General features: G+C 67.9%; 12 protein-coding genes. 7 read left to right on the plus strand and 5 right to left on the minus strand.

What is annotated here, in order from left to right; genetic code table 11:
* Positions 1–101 precede the first annotated feature (101 nt).
* Positions 102–1187 carry a TRAP transporter substrate-binding protein gene (locus DBO85_RS10375; protein WP_108107183.1) on the minus strand — a complete coding sequence of 362 codons (1086 nt, stop codon included), beginning with the start codon at positions 1185–1187 and terminating at the stop codon, positions 102–104.
* A 190-nt stretch (positions 1188–1377) separates the two neighbouring features.
* Complete coding sequence (gene uvrD / locus DBO85_RS10380; protein WP_108107184.1) at positions 1378–3564, minus strand: DNA helicase II; 2187 nt, start codon at positions 3562–3564, stop codon at positions 1378–1380.
* Between the two features lie 272 nt (positions 3565–3836).
* Between uvrD and DBO85_RS10385 the strand changes: the two genes are divergently transcribed.
* On the plus strand, positions 3837–6587 hold the full coding sequence (locus tag DBO85_RS10385; protein ID WP_233356593.1) for a putative bifunctional diguanylate cyclase/phosphodiesterase: 2751 nt from the start codon (positions 3837–3839) through the stop codon (positions 6585–6587).
* A gap of 185 nt (positions 6588–6772) precedes the next feature.
* Here the strand turns inward: DBO85_RS10385 and trhP are convergent, their stop codons facing one another.
* From trhP to DBO85_RS10400, 3 genes are all read right to left on the minus strand, one after another.
* A complete protein-coding gene (trhP, locus tag DBO85_RS10390) occupies positions 6773–8128 on the minus strand; it encodes a prephenate-dependent tRNA uridine(34) hydroxylase TrhP (protein ID WP_108107186.1) in 1356 nt (451 codons plus the stop codon).
* 131 nt (positions 8129–8259) lie between these two features.
* Positions 8260–9294: an AraC family transcriptional regulator gene (locus DBO85_RS10395; protein ID WP_108107187.1), complete on the minus strand. Its 1035-nt coding sequence runs from the start codon at positions 9292–9294 to the stop codon at positions 8260–8262.
* A gap of 4 nt (positions 9295–9298) precedes the next feature.
* A complete protein-coding gene (locus DBO85_RS10400) occupies positions 9299–10213 on the minus strand; it encodes a GGDEF domain-containing protein (protein ID WP_108107188.1) in 915 nt (304 codons plus the stop codon).
* Positions 10214–10660: 447 nt separating this feature from the next.
* On the opposite strand from DBO85_RS10400, the gene DBO85_RS10405 reads away from it, so the two are divergent.
* The 6 genes from DBO85_RS10405 to DBO85_RS10430 all read left to right on the plus strand — a co-directional run bounded on the left by DBO85_RS10405 (position 10661) and on the right by DBO85_RS10430 (position 19199).
* Positions 10661–13186, plus strand: coding sequence for a TonB-dependent receptor (locus DBO85_RS10405; RefSeq protein WP_108107189.1), 2526 nt, complete (start codon positions 10661–10663; stop codon positions 13184–13186).
* Between the two features lie 64 nt (positions 13187–13250).
* Entirely contained in the window at positions 13251–15185 is a 1935-nt protein-coding gene (locus tag DBO85_RS10410) for a phytase (RefSeq protein ID WP_108107190.1), read from the plus strand.
* Positions 15186–15269: 84 nt separating this feature from the next.
* Positions 15270–15977: a protein TolQ gene (gene tolQ / locus DBO85_RS10415; protein WP_108107191.1), complete on the plus strand. Its 708-nt coding sequence runs from the start codon at positions 15270–15272 to the stop codon at positions 15975–15977.
* Between the two features lie 11 nt (positions 15978–15988).
* The gene (tolR, locus tag DBO85_RS10420; RefSeq protein ID WP_108107192.1) at positions 15989–16432 is read left to right on the plus strand and encodes a protein TolR; all 444 of its coding nucleotides are present in this window, start codon (positions 15989–15991) and stop codon (positions 16430–16432) included.
* On the plus strand, positions 16429–17235 hold the full coding sequence (locus DBO85_RS10425; protein ID WP_108107193.1) for an energy transducer TonB: 807 nt from the start codon (positions 16429–16431) through the stop codon (positions 17233–17235). Before tolR ends, DBO85_RS10425 begins: the two co-directional genes overlap by 4 nt.
* Positions 17236–17270: 35 nt before the next feature.
* Positions 17271–19199: a PhoX family protein gene (locus DBO85_RS10430; protein ID WP_108107194.1), complete on the plus strand. Its 1929-nt coding sequence runs from the start codon at positions 17271–17273 to the stop codon at positions 19197–19199.
* Positions 19200–19207: the final 8 nt, after the last annotated feature.

Genomic DNA, 19207 nt, shown 5'->3' on the forward strand with positions numbered 1-19207 from the left:
GCGCGCGCCATGGTGCCGAGGGCTACCGCGCCACACCAGCGACAGAGTGTTTCCGGATTTATGAGGCGCGCGGTGGCGCAGGGTTCCTATGCCGGCGACGGTCAGCGCCAGTCATGCAACTCCTTCTCGGTCAGCTGGTGCATCGGCGTGACCTGGGCCTGGAACGCGGTCATCGAGGCCCAGATGCGGCCGTTCAGCTCGCTCTGCGCGGCTAGCTCGCCGAGCACGAATTCCGACTCCCGACGCAGCGCGTCGAGCACCTCGTCAGGGAAGCGCCGCAGTTGCACGCCCTGGCGCTTGAGCTCCTCCAGCGCCAGAGCGTTGTTGTAGACGTAGTCGTCGAGCATGTCCTGGTTGGCGGCCCGGGCCGCCTCGCCGAGGATTGCCTGCAGATCCGGCGGCAGGCTGTCGTAGGCCTTCTGGTTGATCAGCAGCTCGATCACCGCCTGCGGCTCCTGCCAGCCGGGCGCATAGTAGTAGCGCGCCGACTTGTGCAGGCCGAAGGCCAGATCGTTGTACGGACTGACCCAGTCGCTGGCGTCGATGGCGCCGGTCTGCAGCGAGGTGAATACCTCCGACCCCGGCAGGTTCACCGGCGTCGCCCCGAGACGCGACAACACTTCACCACCCAGGCCGGGCATGCGGATCTTCAGGCCCTTGAGGTCATCCAGCGATTCGATTTCGCGGTTGAACCAGCCACCCATCTGCATACCCGAATTGCCGGCCGGCAGCGGCTTTACGCCGTAGGGTGCATAGGCCTCGTCCCATAGCGCCTGACCGCCGCCACGCGACAGCCAGGCATTCATCTCGCTGGTCGACAGGCCGAAGGGCACCGAGGTGAAGAACTGTGCGGTGGGCACCTTGCCCTTCCAGTAGTAGGCCGCACCATGGCCCAGCTCGGTGGTGCCGCGCGAGACGCTGTCGAACACCTCCATCGCCGGGACCAGCTCGCCTGCGGCGTAGACCTTGATGGTCAGCCGGCCGCCACTCATCACCTTGACCCGCTCCGCCAGACGCTCGGCGCCCGTGCCCAGGCCGGGATAGTTCTTCGGCCAGGCGGTGACCATCTTCCAGTGGTAGGTCTGCGCCGGCGCGGCGGCAGCGGCGGCCGGCTTGTCCTTGTCGCAGCCAGTCAGGCCGAGCGCGGCGAGCAGGCCGGCGGCGAGCAGCAGGTAACGGCGGGTCATCGAAGCTCCTCGGATAGCGAGTGAAAACAGAAGTCTGGGGCGACGCCAGACGCACCGCAGGGCGCGCAGTTTGGCACTCCTGGCGGCCGGCGAAAATCGTTTGAGGGAAAAAGGAGACGCGCCGGCGGATTACGCCGGCGGCTAATCCGCCCTACGGGCTAGCAACGGCGAGAGCCTGTCGACACCTCGCTCAGAGCGCCTCAAGCTTGGCGTACGCGAGCATCAGCCACTTGCTGCCTTCATCGAAGTTGACCTGGACCCGCGCCTGGGCACCGGAGCCTTCGAAGTTGAGAATGGCGCCCTCACCAAACAGCGGGTGGCGGACCATCTGTCCCAGGCGCAGGTCGGTATCCGGCACTGCGGCGGTGGCGAAGCTGGCGTGCAGCCCGCCGCGCGGCGCGGCGCCGCCGAACGGCTGGCGCACCGAGTTGGACAGGCGCACTTCCTCGATCAGCCCGGCGGGAATCTCGCGAACGAAGCGCGAGACCTTGTTGTAGGTCTCGCTGCCGTAGAGCCTGCGGGTCTCGGCGTAGCTCACCACCAGACGCTGCATGGCGCGGGTGATGCCGACGTAGGCCAGGCGCCGTTCTTCTTCCAGACGACCCGGCTCTTCCAGACTCATCTTGTGCGGGAACAGCCCTTCCTCCATGCCGACCAGGAACACCAGAGGAAACTCCAGGCCCTTGGCGCTGTGCAGGGTCATCAGCTGCACGCTGTCCTCGAAGGCATCGGCCTGGGTGTCGCCGGCCTCCAGCGAGGCGTGGCCGAGAAATGCCGACAGCGGCGTCTCGCCGTCTTCCAGCTCCTCGTTCTCGAAGGCACGCGCGGCACTGACCAGTTCCTCGAGGTTTTCCACCCGGGTCTGGCCCTTCTCGCCCTTCTCGTCACGGTGATAGGCCAGCAGGCCACTCTGCTCGACCACGGTCTGGGTCATCAGGTGCAGCTGCATTCCCTCGGTCTGCAGCGCCAGCCCGTCGATCAGCTCGACGAAGGCATTCAGCGCCCCGGCCGCACGCGCCGGCACCAGCTTGTTGCCGACCACCTGGTGCAGCGCCGCCCACATCGACAGGTCCTGGTCGCGGGCCAGCTGGCGCAGGGTCTCCAGGGTCTTCTCGCCGATGCCGCGCGCCGGCACGTTGATCACCCGCTCGAAGGCGGCATCGTTGTGCCGGCCATCGATCAGGCGCAGGTAGGCCATGGCATTCTTGATCTCGGCGCGCTCGAAGAAGCGCTGGCCGCCGTAGATGCGGTAGGGAATCTTCTCGCGCAGCAGCGCCTCCTCCAGCACCCGCGACTGGGCGTTGGAGCGGTAGAGGATGGCGATCTCGCTGCGGGTCAGGCCGTCACGCAGGGCGCGTTCGATGCTCTCGACCACGTAGCGCGCCTCGTCGTGCTCGTTGAAGCCGGCGTACAGCGCGATGGCCTCGCCGTCGCCGCCGTCGGTCCACAGCTCCTTGCCCAGGCGCCCCTGGTTGTTGGCGATCAGCGCGTTGGCGGCCTTGAGGATGCTCGCCGTGGAGCGGTAGTTCTGCTCCAGGCGGATGGTCTGGGCGTCGGGGAAGTCGTCGCAGAACTGCTGGATGTTCTCGATCTTCGCACCGCGCCAGCCGTAGATCGACTGATCGTCATCGCCCACCACCATCAGGCTCTCGCCGCCCTTGGCGAGCAGCCGCAGCCAGGCGTACTGCACGGCGTTGGTGTCCTGGAACTCGTCGACCAGCACGTGGCGGAAGCGCTGCTGGTAATGCGCCAGCAGGCCGGGCTGGTCGCGCCACAGATCCAGCGCGCGCAGCAGCAGTTCGGCGAAGTCGATCACCCCGGCGCGGGCGCAGGCCGCCTCGTAGGCTTCGTAGATGGCGCGCATGGTCTTGAGGAACAGATCACCGCCGGGCTGGATGTGCTGCGGGCGCAGGCCCTCGTCCTTCTGCCCGTTGATGAACCATTGCGCCTGGCGCGCCGGCCACTGGTTGTCGTCCAGACCGAGATCGCGGATCACCCGCTTGATCAACCGCTGCTGGTCATCGGAATCGAGAATCTGGAAGTTCTGCGCCAGCCCCGCCTCCTGCCAGTGCGCCCGCAACAGGCGATGCGCCAGGCCGTGAAAGGTGCCGACCCACATGCCGGCCGGGTTGATCCCCATCAACTGCTCGATGCGCGCGCGCATCTCGGTAGCAGCCTTGTTGGTGAAGGTCACCGACAGCACCGAATAGGGCGAGGCGCCGTGCAGTTGGATGAGAAAGGCGATGCGGTGGACCAGCACGCGGGTCTTGCCGGAACCGGCGCCGGCCAGCACCAGCTGGCGGCCGAGTGGGGCGGCGACGGCCTGGCATTGGGCGTCGTTGAGGGAGGCGAGCAGGAGTTCGGGATCGTTTTGCATCGCGGCATTCTACGGGGCGGGCCGGCGCAGCGGCAAACCAGCCCGACGGCAGCCGTGCAGCTCGTCCGAGAGGTGACTGGCAATTCGCCATTCGGCCTTGGGCGATGCGTCTAGCTCGGGTATGCTCGGCCCAAGGTCCACCATTACAAGAACAGCCAGTGACCGCTCCGACTCCCCTTCATAGCGCCGCCGAAACGCGCCGCAACCTGCAGCAGCGCCACGCCACCGAACTGGCTGCGGAGCGCACTCGCCTGCTCTATCAGGGGTCGCGCATGCCGACCCTGCTGATGCTGTTTACCGGCCTGATCTGCGCCGGCCTGCTCTGGGACCTCACCGATACCCTGCTGCTGACCGGCTGGCTGATCTGGCTGGTGCTACTCGCCGTATTGCGCCTGATCCAGGTCGCCGCCTTCCATCGCGCGCTACCGTCGCGCCAGGCCAAGCCCTACTGGCGCCAGACGTTTCTCATCGGTGCCGCCGCCTCCGGAGCGACCCTGGCGGCGGTGAGCATCTGGCTGGTGCCGGCAGACGCCTTCTTTCTGCAGACGCTGATCTTCGGCGTGATCGCCGCCACCATCATCTCCGCCTGCGTCGCCTATGCCGTGAGCATCCAGGCCTTTCTCGCCTTCGCCCTGCCCTGCCTGCTGCCGTCGTCGTTCGTGCTGCTGGCCAGTGATAGCGAGCTTCAGCGTGGCTGGGGCCTGCTGGCGCTGATCATGCTGCTCAGCCTGCCGCTGGTGGCCTGGCAGGTAAACCGGCTGATCCTGCGCAGCCTGTTGCGACGTTTCGAGAACCAGGCACTGATCGAAAGCCTGGCGCAGGCCAAGAGCCGCGCCGAAGGCCTCAATCAGGAACTGGCGCGCGAAGTCGAACAGCGCCGTCGTGCCGAGCGCAACCTGCGCCAGGCGCACGATCAGCTCGAGCTGCGAGTAGACGAGCGCACCCGCGAACTGGACGAAACCAGCCACGCCCTGAGCAAGAGCCAGACCCGCCTGGCGATGGCGCTGGAGGCCAGCGGTCTGGGCCTGTGGGACTGGAACCTGCAGACCGACGAGGTTCATCACACCCAGGTGCGCGAGATCTTCGGCATCGAGCCGGAGGACGTGAAGACCACCCTGCGCGATTTGCGCCCTCGCCTGCATCCCGCCGATGTCCCCGTGCTGCGCGAGGCGATGCTGGCGCATTTCCGCGGCGAAGCGGACGGCTACGTGGTGGAATACCGGGTGAAACACGCCAACGGCTCCTACGTCTGGATCGAGGACCGCGGGCGCGCCGTGTCGCGCGACGAGAGCGGTCGCGTGCTGCGCATGGTCGGCACCCGCCGCAACATCGGCGCGCTGAAGAGTCGCGAGGAAGAGCAGCGCCTGGCCGCCACCGTGTTCGAGGCAGCCAGCGAAGGGATCGTCATCCTCGATCCGAACTACCGCATCCTGGCGGTCAACGATGCCTTCAGCCAGGTCACCGGCTACCGCCGCGAAGAAGCGCTCGGGCAGGCGGTGCTGCAGCTGGTCAGCGACCCCGAGGCACGCCGCCATTACCAGCAGATGCGCCAGGAGCTGGAGCAGCACGGACAGTGGAGCGGCGAACTGGTCGAGCGGCGCAAGAGCGGCGAGCTCTTCCCGCAACTGCTGCAGATCAAACTGGTCCGCGACGGCCAGGGCCATGCCAGCCATATCGTCTGCTTCCTCGCCGACCTCTCGCTACGCCGCGAGGCGGAAGAGCGCATGCGTTATCTGGCGCAGTACGACGAGCTGACCGGGCTGGCCAACCGCAGCCTGTTCAAGGAACGCCTGCACGAGGCCGCCCAGCGCTCGCGGCAGAGCGGGCGCAGCCTGGCACTGCTGCATATCGACCTGGACCGTTTCAAATTGCTCAATGACAGCCTCGGCCATGAAGTCGCCGACCAGCTCCTGCAGCAGATGGCCCGCCGGCTGACCCAGGCGGTACCCGAGGCGGACACCATCTCCCGCCTGTCCAGCGACGAGTTCGCCGTGGTCGTGGACTCCTACAGCAACCTGTCGAGCCTGGCGCGCATGGCCAATCGCCTGCTCGGCAAGCTGCGCCAGCCGCTGGAGGTCGCTGGCCACGAGCTGATGATGAGCGCCTCGATCGGCATCAGCCTGCTGCCGGACAACGCCCGCGAACTGCAGGCGCTGATCAGCCAGGCGAACATGGCGATGCAGCATGCCAAGCACCTGGGCGGAGACACCTTCCAGTTCTTCACCGACAACCTGCAGTCCGCCACCATCGAACGCCTGCAACTGGAAACCCAGCTGCGCAAGGGCATCACCGAGGGCCAGCTGGAGGTCTACTACCAGCCCAAGCTCAACCTGGCCAATGACTGTCTCGACGCCGCTGAAGCGCTGGTGCGCTGGAACCACCCGCAGCTCGGGCTGGTGGCGCCGGCCCAGTTCATCGGCCTGGCCGAGGAAACCGGGCTGATCGGCGCCATCGGCGAGTTCGTCCTGCGCCAGGCCTGCCGCCAGGCACGCCAGTGGCAGCTCGATGGCCTTGCGGAGCTGAGCGTGTCGGTCAACCTGTCGGTGCACCAGCTGCGCCAGGGCAACCTCTCCAGCCTGGTGCGCCAGGTGCTCGAGGAAACCGGCCTGGAGGCACGCCTTCTGGAACTGGAGCTGACCGAGAGCCAGCTGCTGGACAACGTCGACAACGTCATCGATACCTTCCGCCAACTGGACGAGCTGGGCGTGCGCCTGGCCATCGACGACTTCGGCACCGGCTTTTCCTCGCTCAGCTACCTCAAGCGTTTCCCGGTCGACTGCGTGAAGATCGACCAGTCGTTCATTCGCGAGCTGCCGGACAACAGCGACGATGCCGCCATCACCCGCGCGATCATCGCCCTGGCCCACAGCCTGGAACTGCAGGTGGTGGCCGAAGGCGTGGAAACCCAGGAACAGATGGACTTCCTCAAGGCCCAGCGCTGCGACGCCATCCAGGGTTATCTGATCAGTCGCCCTGTCCCCGCCGAACACTTCGCGCAGATGCTGCGTGATCATCAGGACTGAGCTTCACCGTTAGAGGCTCTTCCCTCTTTCTTCCGGGAAAGGGTGCCGAAGGCGGGAGAGGGATTTCTCAGGCGACTCGCTGCCGCCGCAAACCAGGCAACGCCAGGCATCCTGCGGCGCCAGCCCTCCCTCATCTGGCGCTGCGCGCCACCTTCTCCCGGCGGGAGAAGCAAGGCGGCGTCCGCTCAGCCGCGGGTGGTTGCGCCGTCCAGCTCGCGCATCAGCAGGGCGTACTGCAGGTCGACCGATTCAGGTACCGGCAGGTAGAGCGTATGGCCGTCACCGGGAGCCACCTCGACCGCTTCGCCGCTGCGCTTGCGCAGGTCCTCGAGGCGGAAGTTGAGGTTGCCCTGCGGGGTCATCAGCTCCAGGCGGTCGCCGACGGCGAAGCGGTTCTTCACCTTGACCTCGGCCAGTTCGCCGATGCGCTCGCCGGTCAGCTCGCCGACGAACTGCTGGCGCTCGGACAGGGAGAAGCCGCGCTCGTAGTTCTGGTACTCGTCGTGCACGTGGCGCCGCAGGAAGCCCTCGGTGTAGCCGCGGTGCGCCAGCGACTCCAGGGTATCCATCAGGCTTCTGTCGAACGGCCGGCTGGCCACGGCATCGTCGATCGCCTTGCGGTAGACCTGCGCGGTGCGCGCCACGTAGTAGTGGCTTTTGGTGCGGCCCTCGATCTTCAGCGAGTGCACGCCCATCTGCACCAGCCGCTCGACGTGCTGCACCGCGCGCAGATCCTTGGAATTCATGATGTAGGTGCCGTGCTCGTCCTCGAAGGCCTCCATCAGCTCGCCGGGACGGTTGCTCTCCTCGAGCAGGAACACCTGGTCGGTGGGAGCACCCGCCCCCAGCGTCGGTTCGATCTGCTGCAACGGGATCGGCTGGTACTGCTGGACGATGTTGCCCAACTCGTCTTCCTTGCCCTCGTGGGCCTTGTATTCCCAGCGGCAGGCATTGGTGCAGGTGCCCTGGTTGGGGTCGCGCTTGTTGATGTAGCCGGACAGCAGGCAGCGGCCGGAATAGGCCATGCACAGCGCGCCGTGGACGAACACCTCCAGCTCCATGCCCGGCACCTGCTCGCGGATCTCGCCGATCTCCTCCAGCGACAGCTCGCGCGACAGGATCACCCGGCTCACGCCCTGGCTTTCCCAGAACTTCACCGTCGCCCAGTTGACCGCGTTGGCCTGCACCGAGAGGTGAATGGTCTGCTGCGGGAAGTGCTGGCGCACCAGCATGATCAGCCCCGGGTCGGACATGATCAGCGCATCCGGTCCCATCGCCACCACCGGCTCGAGGTCCTTGATGAAGGTCTTCAGCTTGGCGTTGTGCGGGGCGATGTTGACCACCACGTAGAACTGCTTGCCCTGGGCGTGTGCCTCCTGGATGCCGAGCGCCAGGTTGGCGTGGTCGAACTCGTTGTTGCGCACCCGCAGGCTGTAGCGCGGCTGCCCGGCGTAGACCGCGTCGGCGCCGTAGGCGAAGGCATAGCGCATGGACTTGAGCGTGCCGGCGGGCGACAGCAGTTCGGGACGGAAGGTGCTCATGGCGAAGGGCTCTGGTATTGCGAGGGGCGCGATTCTACTGCTTTTGCACAGTTTTTGAGCAACTCGCGCCCAACCGTTCAGGCCCTGAGATTCGATACATGTTCGAGCCCCCGCGCAGCCGGACCCCGCCGCTACACCCTGATCAACTCCCGCGCCGCACTCGGCGACAGGCCGGTCCAGCGTTTGAACGAGCGGCGGAAGTTGGTGGCGTCGTGGAAGCGCAGGTGGCTGGCGACCTGGTCATTGCCGAAGCCGTGCACCTGGTAGAGGTAGAGGGCGACGTCCAGGCGCACCCGGTCGAGCTGTTCCTGGTAGCTGCTCTGGTGTTTCTTCAACTTGCGCTTGAGGGTCGCCGGGCTCATGCCGAAGGCCTCGGCGGCGCGCTCCAGGCTCGGAGCCTCGCGTACGTGGCGCAGCAGCCAGCGGTTCAGGCAGTCGAGCAGTCCGGCCGGACCTTCCAGCGCGCACAGCGCCTCGCGCGCCTGGCGCGCAGCGACCGCTGCGGAGGTCTGTGCCGCCTGGGGCCAGGGCCGGGTCAGGTATTCGCGTGGCAGACGCAGCAGATCGCAGGGGCCGGCGAAGTGCAGGTCTTCGCCCAGGTGTACCCAGTACTGCTCGATCTGCCGCGGCCGCGCCCGACGCAGGTGGAAGCGCCAGGGCAGGTGCTCACCGCCCAGGCGTCGGCTCATCGCCACCACCGCCGCCATGCTGGCTTCGAGCAGGAAGTCGAGCTGCTCGCCGGCGCCACAGGCGTCATGCCAGCTCAGGTAGGCGTAGTCGGCATCCATTACCAGGCGCGGGGCAAGTAGCGGAGTGAGTAGCGCGCGCAACTCCACCAGCAGCGCCAGCGCTTCGCCCAGATTGGCGGCCAGCGCCAGCGCCTGGCTGGCCGCGCCCTGGTGGCCGGGCAGCAGGCGCTGACCAAAGAGGAACGCCGAATCGTCGGCATCCAGCAACTGGCGGGCGTTGCCGATGAGCCGTAGGTACTGCTCGGGGCTGATGCGCAGCTGGCCGGCGAGGATGTCCTCATGAAACACGCCGACCCCACGCAGCAGCTTGTGGCTGTTGATACCCCGCCCCAGACACAGGTCGATCAGTACCGCCGGCTGCTGATGCGCGGCGATCAGCCGGCTGTCGCGCTCGTACCAGCGCCGCGCGATGGTCATGGCCTCAGGCGCTCAGCGCCAGCGGCCGCTTGGCCCGCTCCAGCGCCTGGTTGAGACGCGCCAGCAGCGTCTCGGCGTCCTCCTCCAGCGCCATTGCGCAGGCCACGCTGGCGCGCAGTTGCAGTCGCTCGCCATGCTGGCGACTGCGGTGTGCCAGGCTCGCCACTGCCAGGCGCAGTTCCTCGGCGATCTGCCGCGCCTGGCTCTCACCGGTATCCGGCAACAGCGCGACGAAGCGATCCCCGGCCAGACGGCAGAGCAGATCCTGCCGGCGCAGGTTGAGCAGCAGCAATTGCGTCAGCGCCTGCAGCACCGCATCACCCTCGGCGTGGCCGAAGCGCTGGTTGAGGCTGTCGAAGTCGTCCAGATCGATGGCGACCAGCGACAGTGGTCGCTGCTGGCGGCGACTTTCGACCAGCTCCAGCTCGATCTGCCGGCGCAGGTAGTCGGCGGTGCCCAGCGGGATCAGCTTGTCGAACTGACGGTGTTCGCGGAACAGCCGCTCGCGCTTTTCCAGCTGGACGCTGATTGCCAGCTGCTCGTGGTGCCAGTGGTAGATGCCCCAGGTCAGCAGGACCAGCCCGACCGGCATCGGCAGCGACTCCAGCCAGTGGTCCCAGACGATGCTCTCGGGCATGCGCACGAACTCATCCAGCAGGTCGATCCACCAGGAAAAGAACACGCAGCCCAGTCCCAGCGCCAACAGGTTGGTGACCCGCCCGGCCGGCCGGCTCTTGAGGATCAGGCCCAGCCAGGCCAGGGCAAGAAAGGCCGAGCCGCCCTCGCCGAGGATGTCCAGCCAGACCCACTCGGTAATGCCCTTGAGGTCGCCGACGGCCAGGTGCAGCAGCAGGCCGAGGTTGGCCGCCAGCAGCAGGGCGAGGAATTTCAGGCGATGCAGCCGCAGCAGGGTCGGCATGGTCGGGCTCCGCGAGGTTCGAAGGCGCCCAGCGAAACAGAGGCAGATGACGGTTTGGTTGCAGGGGTGGGGGTCAAATGGGCTCAGGGCATTGACGGATTTTTTTCGCCGAGCCCGGCTGACGGCATACGGCCTGATCGCTCTGCGCTGATCGTTCCGAGGCGGCAGCGCGTTGCCGGGACGAGTTACTTCAGCTGGTATCCACGCTCCTGCGTGGGCGTCCATCCGGGGACGCTCAACAACGACGCGAAATGGCCGGAGCCATCCACCAATACACTTCCTACAGGGGTCATTCGAGCGCATTTCCCTCGCCGAACCCCATCAAACCCGGCCAAAACAGGCGCTCCAGCGCAGGCCTGTCACGCAACCGTCATCCGCGCTTCCCAGCATCCGCTCCGTTCGCCGGCCCTTGCCCCGGCACCGACCTTTCTCGATGGGGAGCACGACATGGACAGATACCGCCTCACCGCCCGCCGCGCGGGCTTTCATTTCAGCGCCCTGGCGCTGGCCCTGCTGGGTTTGCCGCTGGTAGCCAGCGCGCAGCCGGCCGCCGAGCACGTCAACGTGGTCGGCCAGGCCGCCAGCATCGACAAGTCGCTCAAGGAGCAGCGCCGCTCGGACAGCGTCAAGAGCGTGGTCAGCGCCGACGGTGTCGCGCAGTTGCCGGACGAGAACGTCGCCGAGGCGGTGCAGCGCCTGCCCGGGGTGAGCGTCGAGCGCGACCAGGGCGAAGGGCGCTTCGTCAGCGTGCGCGGCCTCGGCCCGGACCTCAACAGCGTGAGCATCAATGGCACCGTCATTCCCTCACCCAACGCCGACAGCCGTGCCGTCGCGCTCGACGTGCTGCCCGCCGAGCTGGTGCAGTCGCTGTCGGTGGTCAAGACCCTGACCCCGGACATGGACGCCAACTCCCTCGGCGGCACCGTCGAGGTGGAAAGCCTCTCGGCCTTCGATCACGACGGCCTGTTCTACACGCTCAGCGGCGAAGGCAGCCACGATGACAACACCGACGAGCACAGCCCCAAGCTCTCCGGCGCGTTCAGCCAGCGTTTCAGCCTCGGCGGCGGCCAGGACAACTTCGGTGTGGCCCTGGCGGGCACCTGGGGTGAGCGTGACTTCGGCTCGGACAACGTCGAGACCGGTGGCGCCTGGGACTTCACCGATGGCGCCCGGCTGGAGGAAGCGGAACAGCGCGACTACCGCATCACCCGCGAGCGCAGTGGCCTGGGCATCAACGTCGATTACCGCCCGGACGACTACTCCAGCTACTACCTGCGCACGCTCTACAGCCGCTTCAAGGACAGCGAGACGCGCAATGCCGCGGGCCTGGAGTTCGCCGATGCACAGGCCGCCGGTACCCTGGGCGACGCCGAGGGCTGGCGCGAACTGAAGGAGCGCGAGGAAACCCAGACCATCCAGTCCTACGTGTTCGGCGGCGAGCGCCTGCTGGGCGCCTGGACCCTGGCCGGCCAGGCCGGCTACAGCCGTTCCGGCGAACGCACGCCGGGGCATATCGCCGGCGCCACCTTCGAGGGTGACGACGACTTCACCGATGCGGGCTTCTTCAGCAGCCGCAAGCCGGTACTGACCGCAGGCAGCGCCTTCTATGACCCGGCCGCGTTCGTGCTCGACGAGGTCGAGTGGGCCGAGCAGGACACCACCGACACCGAGAAGAACATCAAGCTCGATCTGGCCCGCGACTACGAGCTCAGCGGCCAGGCCGCCCAAGTCAAGTTCGGCGGCAAGCTCAGCCGCCGCGACAAGGACAACGACACCGAGGTCTGGACCTACGAGGACTTCGACACCTTCGGCATCACGGATGACGAGCTGCTGCTCTCCAACTACCTCAAGGGGCGTGTCGACTACGGCCTCGGCGCGTTCGGCCCCGGCATCAGCGGCAAGGCGGTCGAGGCGCTGCTCGACAGGCTCGACGCCGGCAATTTCTACAACGAGGAAGAGTCGCGCATCGGCGACTTCAGCATCAGCGAAGACATCAACGCCGCCTACCTGATGAACAGCGTCGACATCGATGATCTGCGCCTGATCGCCGGGGTGCGCTACGAGGGCACCCGCCAGCGCTCCAAGGGCACCGGGCTGCGCGACGGCGTATTCGAGAGCACCGACAACCAGAACGACTACCACCACTGGCTGCCCGGGCTGCATGCCCGATACCAGCTGGACAAGAACACCCAGCTGCGCGCGGCCTGGACCAACAGCGTGGTGCGCCCGACCTTCGAGCAGATCGCCCCGGGCTTCCTGATCGATGGCGACGAAGCCGCGTTCGGCAACCCGGACCTGAAGCCGCTGGAATCGAGCAACATCGACCTGGGTATCGAACACTACCTGGGGCGCGCCGGCGTGGTGTCGGCGTTCGTCTTCTACAAGGACATCGACAACTTCGTCTACAACACCGACCTGGCCGGCACCGGTGCCTGGGTGGCGTTCGACGAGGCAGCGACCTTCGCCAATGGCGACTCGGCAAAACTCTACGGTCTGGAACTGGCCTGGTCGCAGAAGTTCGACTGGCTGCCGGCGCCGTGGAACGGCGTGCTGGTTGGCGCCAACGCCACCTTCAGCCGCTCGGATGCGAGCATCAGCGGCTTCGACGCCGCCAGCGGCCTGCAACGCAAGCGCGACATCGACCTGCCGTTCCAGTCCGACAGCGTCGGCAACCTGATGCTCGGCTGGGAGAACGACCAGCTCAGCCTGCGCCTGTCGGCCAACTACAAGTCCGACGCGCTCTACGAGGTCGCCTCCATCAGCGAGCCGTTCCGCGACACCCGGGTCGACGACCAGCTGTTCGTCGATTTCAGCGCCCGCTACAACCTGACGCCCGAACTGCAACTGTCGTTCGAGGCGCAGAACCTCACCGACGAGCACTACTACACCTACACCGGCAGCCGTCGCTACAACGCCCAGTACGAGGAATATGGCCCGAGCTACAAGCTCGGCCTGACCCTCTCGCATTTCTGACGCCCGCGCCCGTGCCGCTGACAGGCACGGGCCTGTCCCGCTCGATGACAAGGATCTACCCCTGATGAACCCCCTGTTCAGCCGTTCCCTGCTGCTCGCCGCCCTCGTTCTGGCTGGCTGCGAGCGCTTCCCCACGCCAGGCGCCGCGACGCCGGCGCTGAGCCTGTCACCCTGGGGCGCCTCCGCCCAGGTGCGCGCCGAAGACCTGCGCTTTGCTCCCGATGAAGTGGCCGAAGGCCGCAACCTGCGCCTGGCCGCCAGCGAGAAGCGCGGCCTGCTGCTGCTCGACGCCGACGGCAACGAACGCGCGCGCCTGCCCGGCAGCTTCAGCACCCTCGACGTGCGCGCCCAGGGCGCCCAGCTGCAGATCGCCAGCATCGACAGCGCCAGCCAGCGTCCGCTGCTGGTGGCCCTCGACCCGAGCAGCGGCGAGTGGCAGGCGCCGCTACTGCTGCCGGCGCGCGACTACGCCCTGAGCGGCCTGTGCCTGTTCCGCGATGACGCGCGCAACCTGCACCTGTTCCTGCTCGGCGAGGATGGCCAGGGCGAGCAATGGCTGGTCGGCGACAGCCGCGGCCTGCTCGGTGAAGCCCGCCGGGTGCGCGGCCTGCCGCTGCCGCCGCAGGCCGAGTACTGCCAGGTCGACGACGCCAGCCAGCAGTTGTTCGTCAACGAGGAAGGGGTCGGCCTGTGGGCCTATCCGGCGCATCCGGAAGCCGAGAATGCGCGCCGTCCGGTCGACCTGCTGGGACCGTTCGGCGGGCTGAGCAAGAGTGTCGCCGGCATGGCCGCCGTGCCCGGCGGGCTGCTCGCGCTCGACGCCGAGGACGCCGCGCTGCACCTCTATCAACAGCAGGACGACCGCTGGCAGCGTGTGGCCCGGCTGCCGCTGGACGGCCTCGCCGAACCGGAGCGGCTGTCCGTGCGCAGCAGCGCAGAGGGGCTGGAGCTGCTGCTGCAGGACGACGACAACGGGCGCTTCTACCAGGGCCGGCTGGCCTGGGCGGCGCAACCGCTGGCGTTGCCGCCGACGCTGCCGGCTGTCGCGCCGCTGCGTCAGAGCGAGCCGGTCGGCCGCCACGGCGATGCCGCCGATGACCCGGCGATCTGGGTGCATCCGCAGGACCCGTCCCGCTCGCGGGTGCTCGGCACCAACAAGAAACAGGGCCTGCTCGCCTATGACCTCGACGGCAGGCTGGTCCAGGACCTGCCGGTCGGGCGGCTGAACAACGTCGATCTGCGTGCCGGCTTCAGTCTCGCCGGCGAGACGGTAGACCTGGCGGTGGCCAGCAACCGGGACCACAACAGCATCAGCGTGTTCGCCATCGACCGCGCCAGCGGCGAGCTGCGCGAGGCCGGCGAGATCCGCACGCCACTCAAGGAAATCTACGGCATCTGTCTGTTCCAGCCGGCGCCCGGCCAGCTTTACGCCTTCGCCAACGGCAAGGACGGCAGCTTCCTGCAGTACCGCCTGCAGGCCGCCGGCAGCCAGGTGCGCGGCGAGCAGGTGCGCCGCTTCAAGGTCGACAGCCAGCCCGAGGGCTGCGTCGCCGACGACGAGCGCCAGCGCCTGTTCATCGGCGAAGAAGATGTCGGCATCTGGGCAGTGGATGCCCGCGCAGACGCCGAGGCGCAGCTCACCTCGGTGATGCAGGTCGGCGAGGTGCTCAAGGCCGACGTCGAGGGCCTTGCGCTGTACCAGTCCGCGGGGCATGACTACCTGATCGTCTCCAGCCAGGGCAACGACAGCTACCTGGTGCTCGACGCCCAGCCTCCCTTCGCCCTGCGCGGTGCGTTTCGCGTCGGCATGAATGGCGCCCTGGGTATCGACGGCGCCTCCGAGACCGACGGCCTGGAAGTCACCGCGGCCAATCTCGGCGGGCCCTGGAGCGCCGGGATGCTGGTGGTGCAGGACGGCCGCAAGCGCATGCCCGAGCAGACCCAGAACTTCAAGTTCGTGCCCTGGAGCGGAATCGCCCGGACCCTGCAACCGGACTGACCCGGCTCGGTCATCAGTCGGTAACCGCAACGCCATAGAACAGAAGGCCCCCGCCAGGCGAGGGGCCTAACGGAGGACTTCACGATGCACGCCACCCTCGAACAGATGACCGTCTGGGGACTGATCAGCGAGGCCAGCCTGCTGGTCCAGCTGGTCATGCTGACCCTGGTGCTGGCTTCGCTCGCCAGCTGGTACCTGATCATCACCCGCAGCCTCGCCCTCGGCCGTTGCGACCGTTTGGGCAAGGTCTTCCTGCGTCGCACGCGCCAGACCCAGGAGCTGGCTCAGTTGTATCGCCAGGGCCAGGCGGAGAACGACCGCGATGCGGCGCTCGAGCGGATCTTCCGCGCCGGCTACGCCGAGTACGCGCAATTGCGCCGCGAGCCGGGCATCGCCGCGGACGCGGTGATCGACGGCGTCGAACGCCAGCTGCTGGTGGCCATCAGCGAGGAGGAGGAACGCCTCGCCCGCGGCCTGCCGCTGCTCGCCACGGTCGGCTCGGTGAGCCCCTACATCGGCCTGTTCGGCACGGTCTGGGGAATCATGAATTCCTTCATCGGCCTGTCCCAGGTGCAGCAGGCGACGCTGTCCACGGTCGCGCCAGGCATCGCCGAGGCGCTGATCGCCACCGCCATCGGCCTGTTCGCGGCGATTCCCGCGGTGATTGCCTACAACCGCTTCTCCGCGCGCAGCGGCGTGCTCGGCGCGCGCTTCTACGCCTTCGGCAACGAGCTGCAGGGCCGCCTGCACCGCAGCCTGCAGACCTCGCCGAGCCTGGCCCAGGCGGCCTGAGGAGCACAGCCATGCGCAGACCACAGAACGCCCACGGCCCCAAGGCCGAAATGAACGTGGTGCCCTATATCGATGTGATGCTGGTGCTGCTGGTGATCTTCATGGTCACCGCGCCCATGCTCACCCAGGGCATCCCGATCGAGCTGCCCAAGGTCGCGGCGCAAGCGCTGCCCAGCGACAGTCGCCAGCAGATCCTCACTCTCTCGGTGCGCGCCGACGGCGGCTACCACTGGGCCCTGGGCAACGAACTGGACGTCGAGGGACGCAGCGACAGCGCCGATGACCTTGCCGAGATGACCGCCAAGGTCGGTGCCATCGTCAGCGCCGACCCCGACACCCAGATCTACGTGCGCGCCGACCAGGACAGCCGCTACGCCGACGTGATCGCCGGCATGGCCGCGCTGCAGCAGGGTGGGGTCAGCAATGTCGGTCTGATCACCGAGCCGCCGCAATGACCAGCATGCTCCTCTCACAACCCCGGCAGCTGGCACCTTTGCCGCCGGTCCTGCACGAGTGGCTGCGCCGCGGCAGCGCGGCCGGGCTGGCCGTCGGCCTGCATGCGGCAGCCTTCGCCCTGCTGCTGGCCGGCTGGCAGGCCGAGCAGGCGCCCGTCGCGCAGCAACCGCGCACACTGGCGATGCAACTGGTGCAACTGCCGCCGCCGACCGTGGCGCCGCCACCGGCCCCAGTGCCGGCATTCGAGCCACCGGCGCCGGAGATTCCGCAGACCAGCGAAGTACCGCCACCAGTGGTCGACCGCGCCGCACTGGCGCGTCAGCGGGTCGAGCAGGAGCGCCAGCAGGCGCAGCAACGCCGCGAGCAGCAACAGCATCTCGAACAGAAGCGCCTCGAGCAGGAACGCCTGCTCCAGCAGCAGGCACAGGCCGCAGAACAGGCGCGCCTGGAGCAGCAGCAGGCACTGCAACGCGAGCAGCAGGCCGCTGCCGCTGCCGCCGCCGAACGCGAACGCCAGGCGCAGGCCCTCGCCAGCCGTCAGTACCTGCCCATCAGCAAGGAGGCACCGGACTACCCCGATCGCGCGCTGGAGCGTGGCATCGAGGGCGACTGCACGGTGCGCTACCGGGTCAACGCCAGTGGCCGGGTCGAGGAGCCGCAGGTGGTCGGCGATTGCCATCCGCTGTTCGTCCGCCCCTCGCTCAGTGCCGCGCGCACTTTCCGCTATCAGCCGCGCCTGATCGACGGCCGCGCCGTGCCGGTCGAGGACGTGCGCAACACCTTTCATTACCGCATCGAATAGCCGCCCTGCGGCCCGCGAATTTCTCGGAAGTAGCCATGAGCCAGGATCACCAGCAGTTCCACCAGCGCCTGGAGGCGCATGACGACGCCTCGATCAACCCCAGCGGCAACCCACCGCTGTCCAGCCTGCTCGACCCCACCCGACGCAACCTGCTCAAGGGCGGCCTGGGCCTGGCCGCACTGGGCTTCTTCGCCGGCGGCATCGCCGCCTGCAGCCGCGCCAATGCCAGTCCGTTGCTGAGCTTTCGCAGCGTGCCGGTGCAGCTCGACCCGGCGTTCGACCGGGTGCTGGTCGCCGAGGGCTACCGTGCCGTGCCGTTCTTCTCCTGGGGCGATCCGGTCGAGCCCGGCGCACCGGCCTGGAACCCCGACGCCAGCGACGACTGGCAGGCACAGCTCAAACAGGCTGGCGACAACCACGACGGCATGAACTTCTTCGCCTTCCCCGGCGAGCCGGAGCGCGGCCTGCTGGTGATGAACCACGAATACGTCAATCCGCCGCTGCATCCTGCCTCGGTGATCGACACCAGCGCACCGCGGCCGCTGGCCGAGGTACGCAAGGAACAGGCGGCGCACGGCGTGTCGGTGATCGAGGTGCGCCGCGACGCCGATGGCCAGTGGCGCCGGGTGCTCGATTCGGCCTACAACAGACGCATCAGCATGCTCACCCCGATGCGTATTGCCGGCCCTCTGGCCGGTGCCGACTGCATGCGTACCGCCAGCGATCCGCGTGGCCTGGAGGTGCTCGGTACGCTGAACAACTGCGCCACCGGCATCACCCCCTGGGGCACCTTCCTCACCTGTGAGGAGAACTGGCACAACTACTTCATCAACCGTGACCCCGACGACTACGCCGCGCGCGTCTCACACCGCCGCTACGGCCTGGCGGCCAGCGGCACGAGCAAGAACTACGCCTGGGAAACCGCCGACCCGCGCTTCGACGCCACGCCCGATCCTCAACAGCCGCACGGCGGCCAGGTCAACGAACCGCACCGTTTCGGCTGGGTGGTCGAGATCGACCCCTTCGACCCGCTTGGCCAGCCGATCAAGCGCACCGCCTTCGGCCGCTTCAGCCGCGAGTGCGCCGCGCTGCGCCTGGCGGACGATGGCCGCATGGCCTTCTACTCCGGCGACGACGCGCGCAACGAGTACGTCTACAAGTTCGTCCCGGCCGGCCGCTTCGACCCGGCCAACCCGGCGGCCAACCGCGACCTGCTCGACGAAGGCACCCTCTACGTGGCCCGTTTCGACAAGGGCGGCCGCGGCCAGTGGCTGGCCCTGGTCCACGGGCAGAACGGCCTGAACGCGGCGAACGGCTTTCCCAGCCAGGTCGAGGTGCTGCTCAACGCCCGCGCCGCCGCCGACATCGCCGGCGCAACGCCGATGGACCGCCCCGAGTGGGCAGCGGTGCATCCGCACAGCGGCGAGGTCTATGTCGCCCTGACCAACAACGACGCGCGCCGCGAGACCGATGCCGCCAACCCGCGGCCGAACAACCTGCACGGGCAGATCCTGCGCTTCAGCGAGGATGGCGGCGACCCGGCGGCCACCGCCTTCGACTGGGAACTGTTCCTGCTCGCCGGCGAAGCCGAAGGCAGCGCGGTGCCGGCGCATCTCAAGGGCACCATCAGCGGTGATCTGTTCTCCTCGCCGGACGGCCTGGCCTTCGACGAGGCGGGGCGGCTGTGGATCCAGACCGACTACGACGACGAGGACCCGGCCATGGCCAGCATGGGCTGCAACCAGCTGCTCTGCGCCGACCCGCGTACCCGCGAGGTGCGCCGCTTCCTGGTCGGCCCGCGCGGCTGCGAGATCACCGGGCTGGCCTGGAGCCCGGACGGCAAGGCGATGTGGGCCAACATCCAGCACCCTGGCCTGAGCTACCCCGCCAGCGACGGCAAGACCCGGCCACGCTCGACCACGGTGCTGATCACCCGCGAGGACGGCGGGGTCATCGGCGCCTGAGCGGCAAC

Origin of the sequence: Pseudomonas mangrovi, from assembly GCF_003052585.1 — a bacterium.
Lineage (GTDB): Bacteria > Pseudomonadota > Gammaproteobacteria > Pseudomonadales > Pseudomonadaceae > Aquipseudomonas > Aquipseudomonas mangrovi.

Excerpts from the sequence above, each read along its gene's own strand:
- trhP (WP_108107186.1), bottom strand. The coding sequence starts at position 8,128 with ATGAGCACCTTCCGTCCCGAACTGCTGTCGCCCGCCGGCACGCTCAAG.
- uvrD (WP_108107184.1), bottom strand. The coding sequence starts at position 3,564 with ATGCAAAACGATCCCGAACTCCTGCTCGCCTCCCTCAACGACGCCCAA.
- tolQ (WP_108107191.1), top strand. The coding sequence starts at position 15,270 with ATGCACGCCACCCTCGAACAGATGACCGTCTGGGGACTGATCAGCGAG.
- DBO85_RS10400 (WP_108107188.1), bottom strand. The coding sequence starts at position 10,213 with ATGCCGACCCTGCTGCGGCTGCATCGCCTGAAATTCCTCGCCCTGCTG.
- DBO85_RS10385 (WP_233356593.1), top strand. The coding sequence starts at position 3,837 with ATGCCGACCCTGCTGATGCTGTTTACCGGCCTGATCTGCGCCGGCCTG.
- DBO85_RS10375 (WP_108107183.1), bottom strand. The coding sequence starts at position 1,187 with ATGACCCGCCGTTACCTGCTGCTCGCCGCCGGCCTGCTCGCCGCGCTC.
- DBO85_RS10425 (WP_108107193.1), top strand. The coding sequence starts at position 16,429 with ATGACCAGCATGCTCCTCTCACAACCCCGGCAGCTGGCACCTTTGCCG.
- DBO85_RS10395 (WP_108107187.1), bottom strand. The coding sequence starts at position 9,294 with ATGACCATCGCGCGGCGCTGGTACGAGCGCGACAGCCGGCTGATCGCC.
- DBO85_RS10410 (WP_108107190.1), top strand. The coding sequence starts at position 13,251 with ATGAACCCCCTGTTCAGCCGTTCCCTGCTGCTCGCCGCCCTCGTTCTG.
- tolR (WP_108107192.1), top strand. The coding sequence starts at position 15,989 with ATGCGCAGACCACAGAACGCCCACGGCCCCAAGGCCGAAATGAACGTG.
- DBO85_RS10405 (WP_108107189.1), top strand. The coding sequence starts at position 10,661 with ATGGACAGATACCGCCTCACCGCCCGCCGCGCGGGCTTTCATTTCAGC.
- DBO85_RS10430 (WP_108107194.1), top strand. The coding sequence starts at position 17,271 with ATGAGCCAGGATCACCAGCAGTTCCACCAGCGCCTGGAGGCGCATGAC.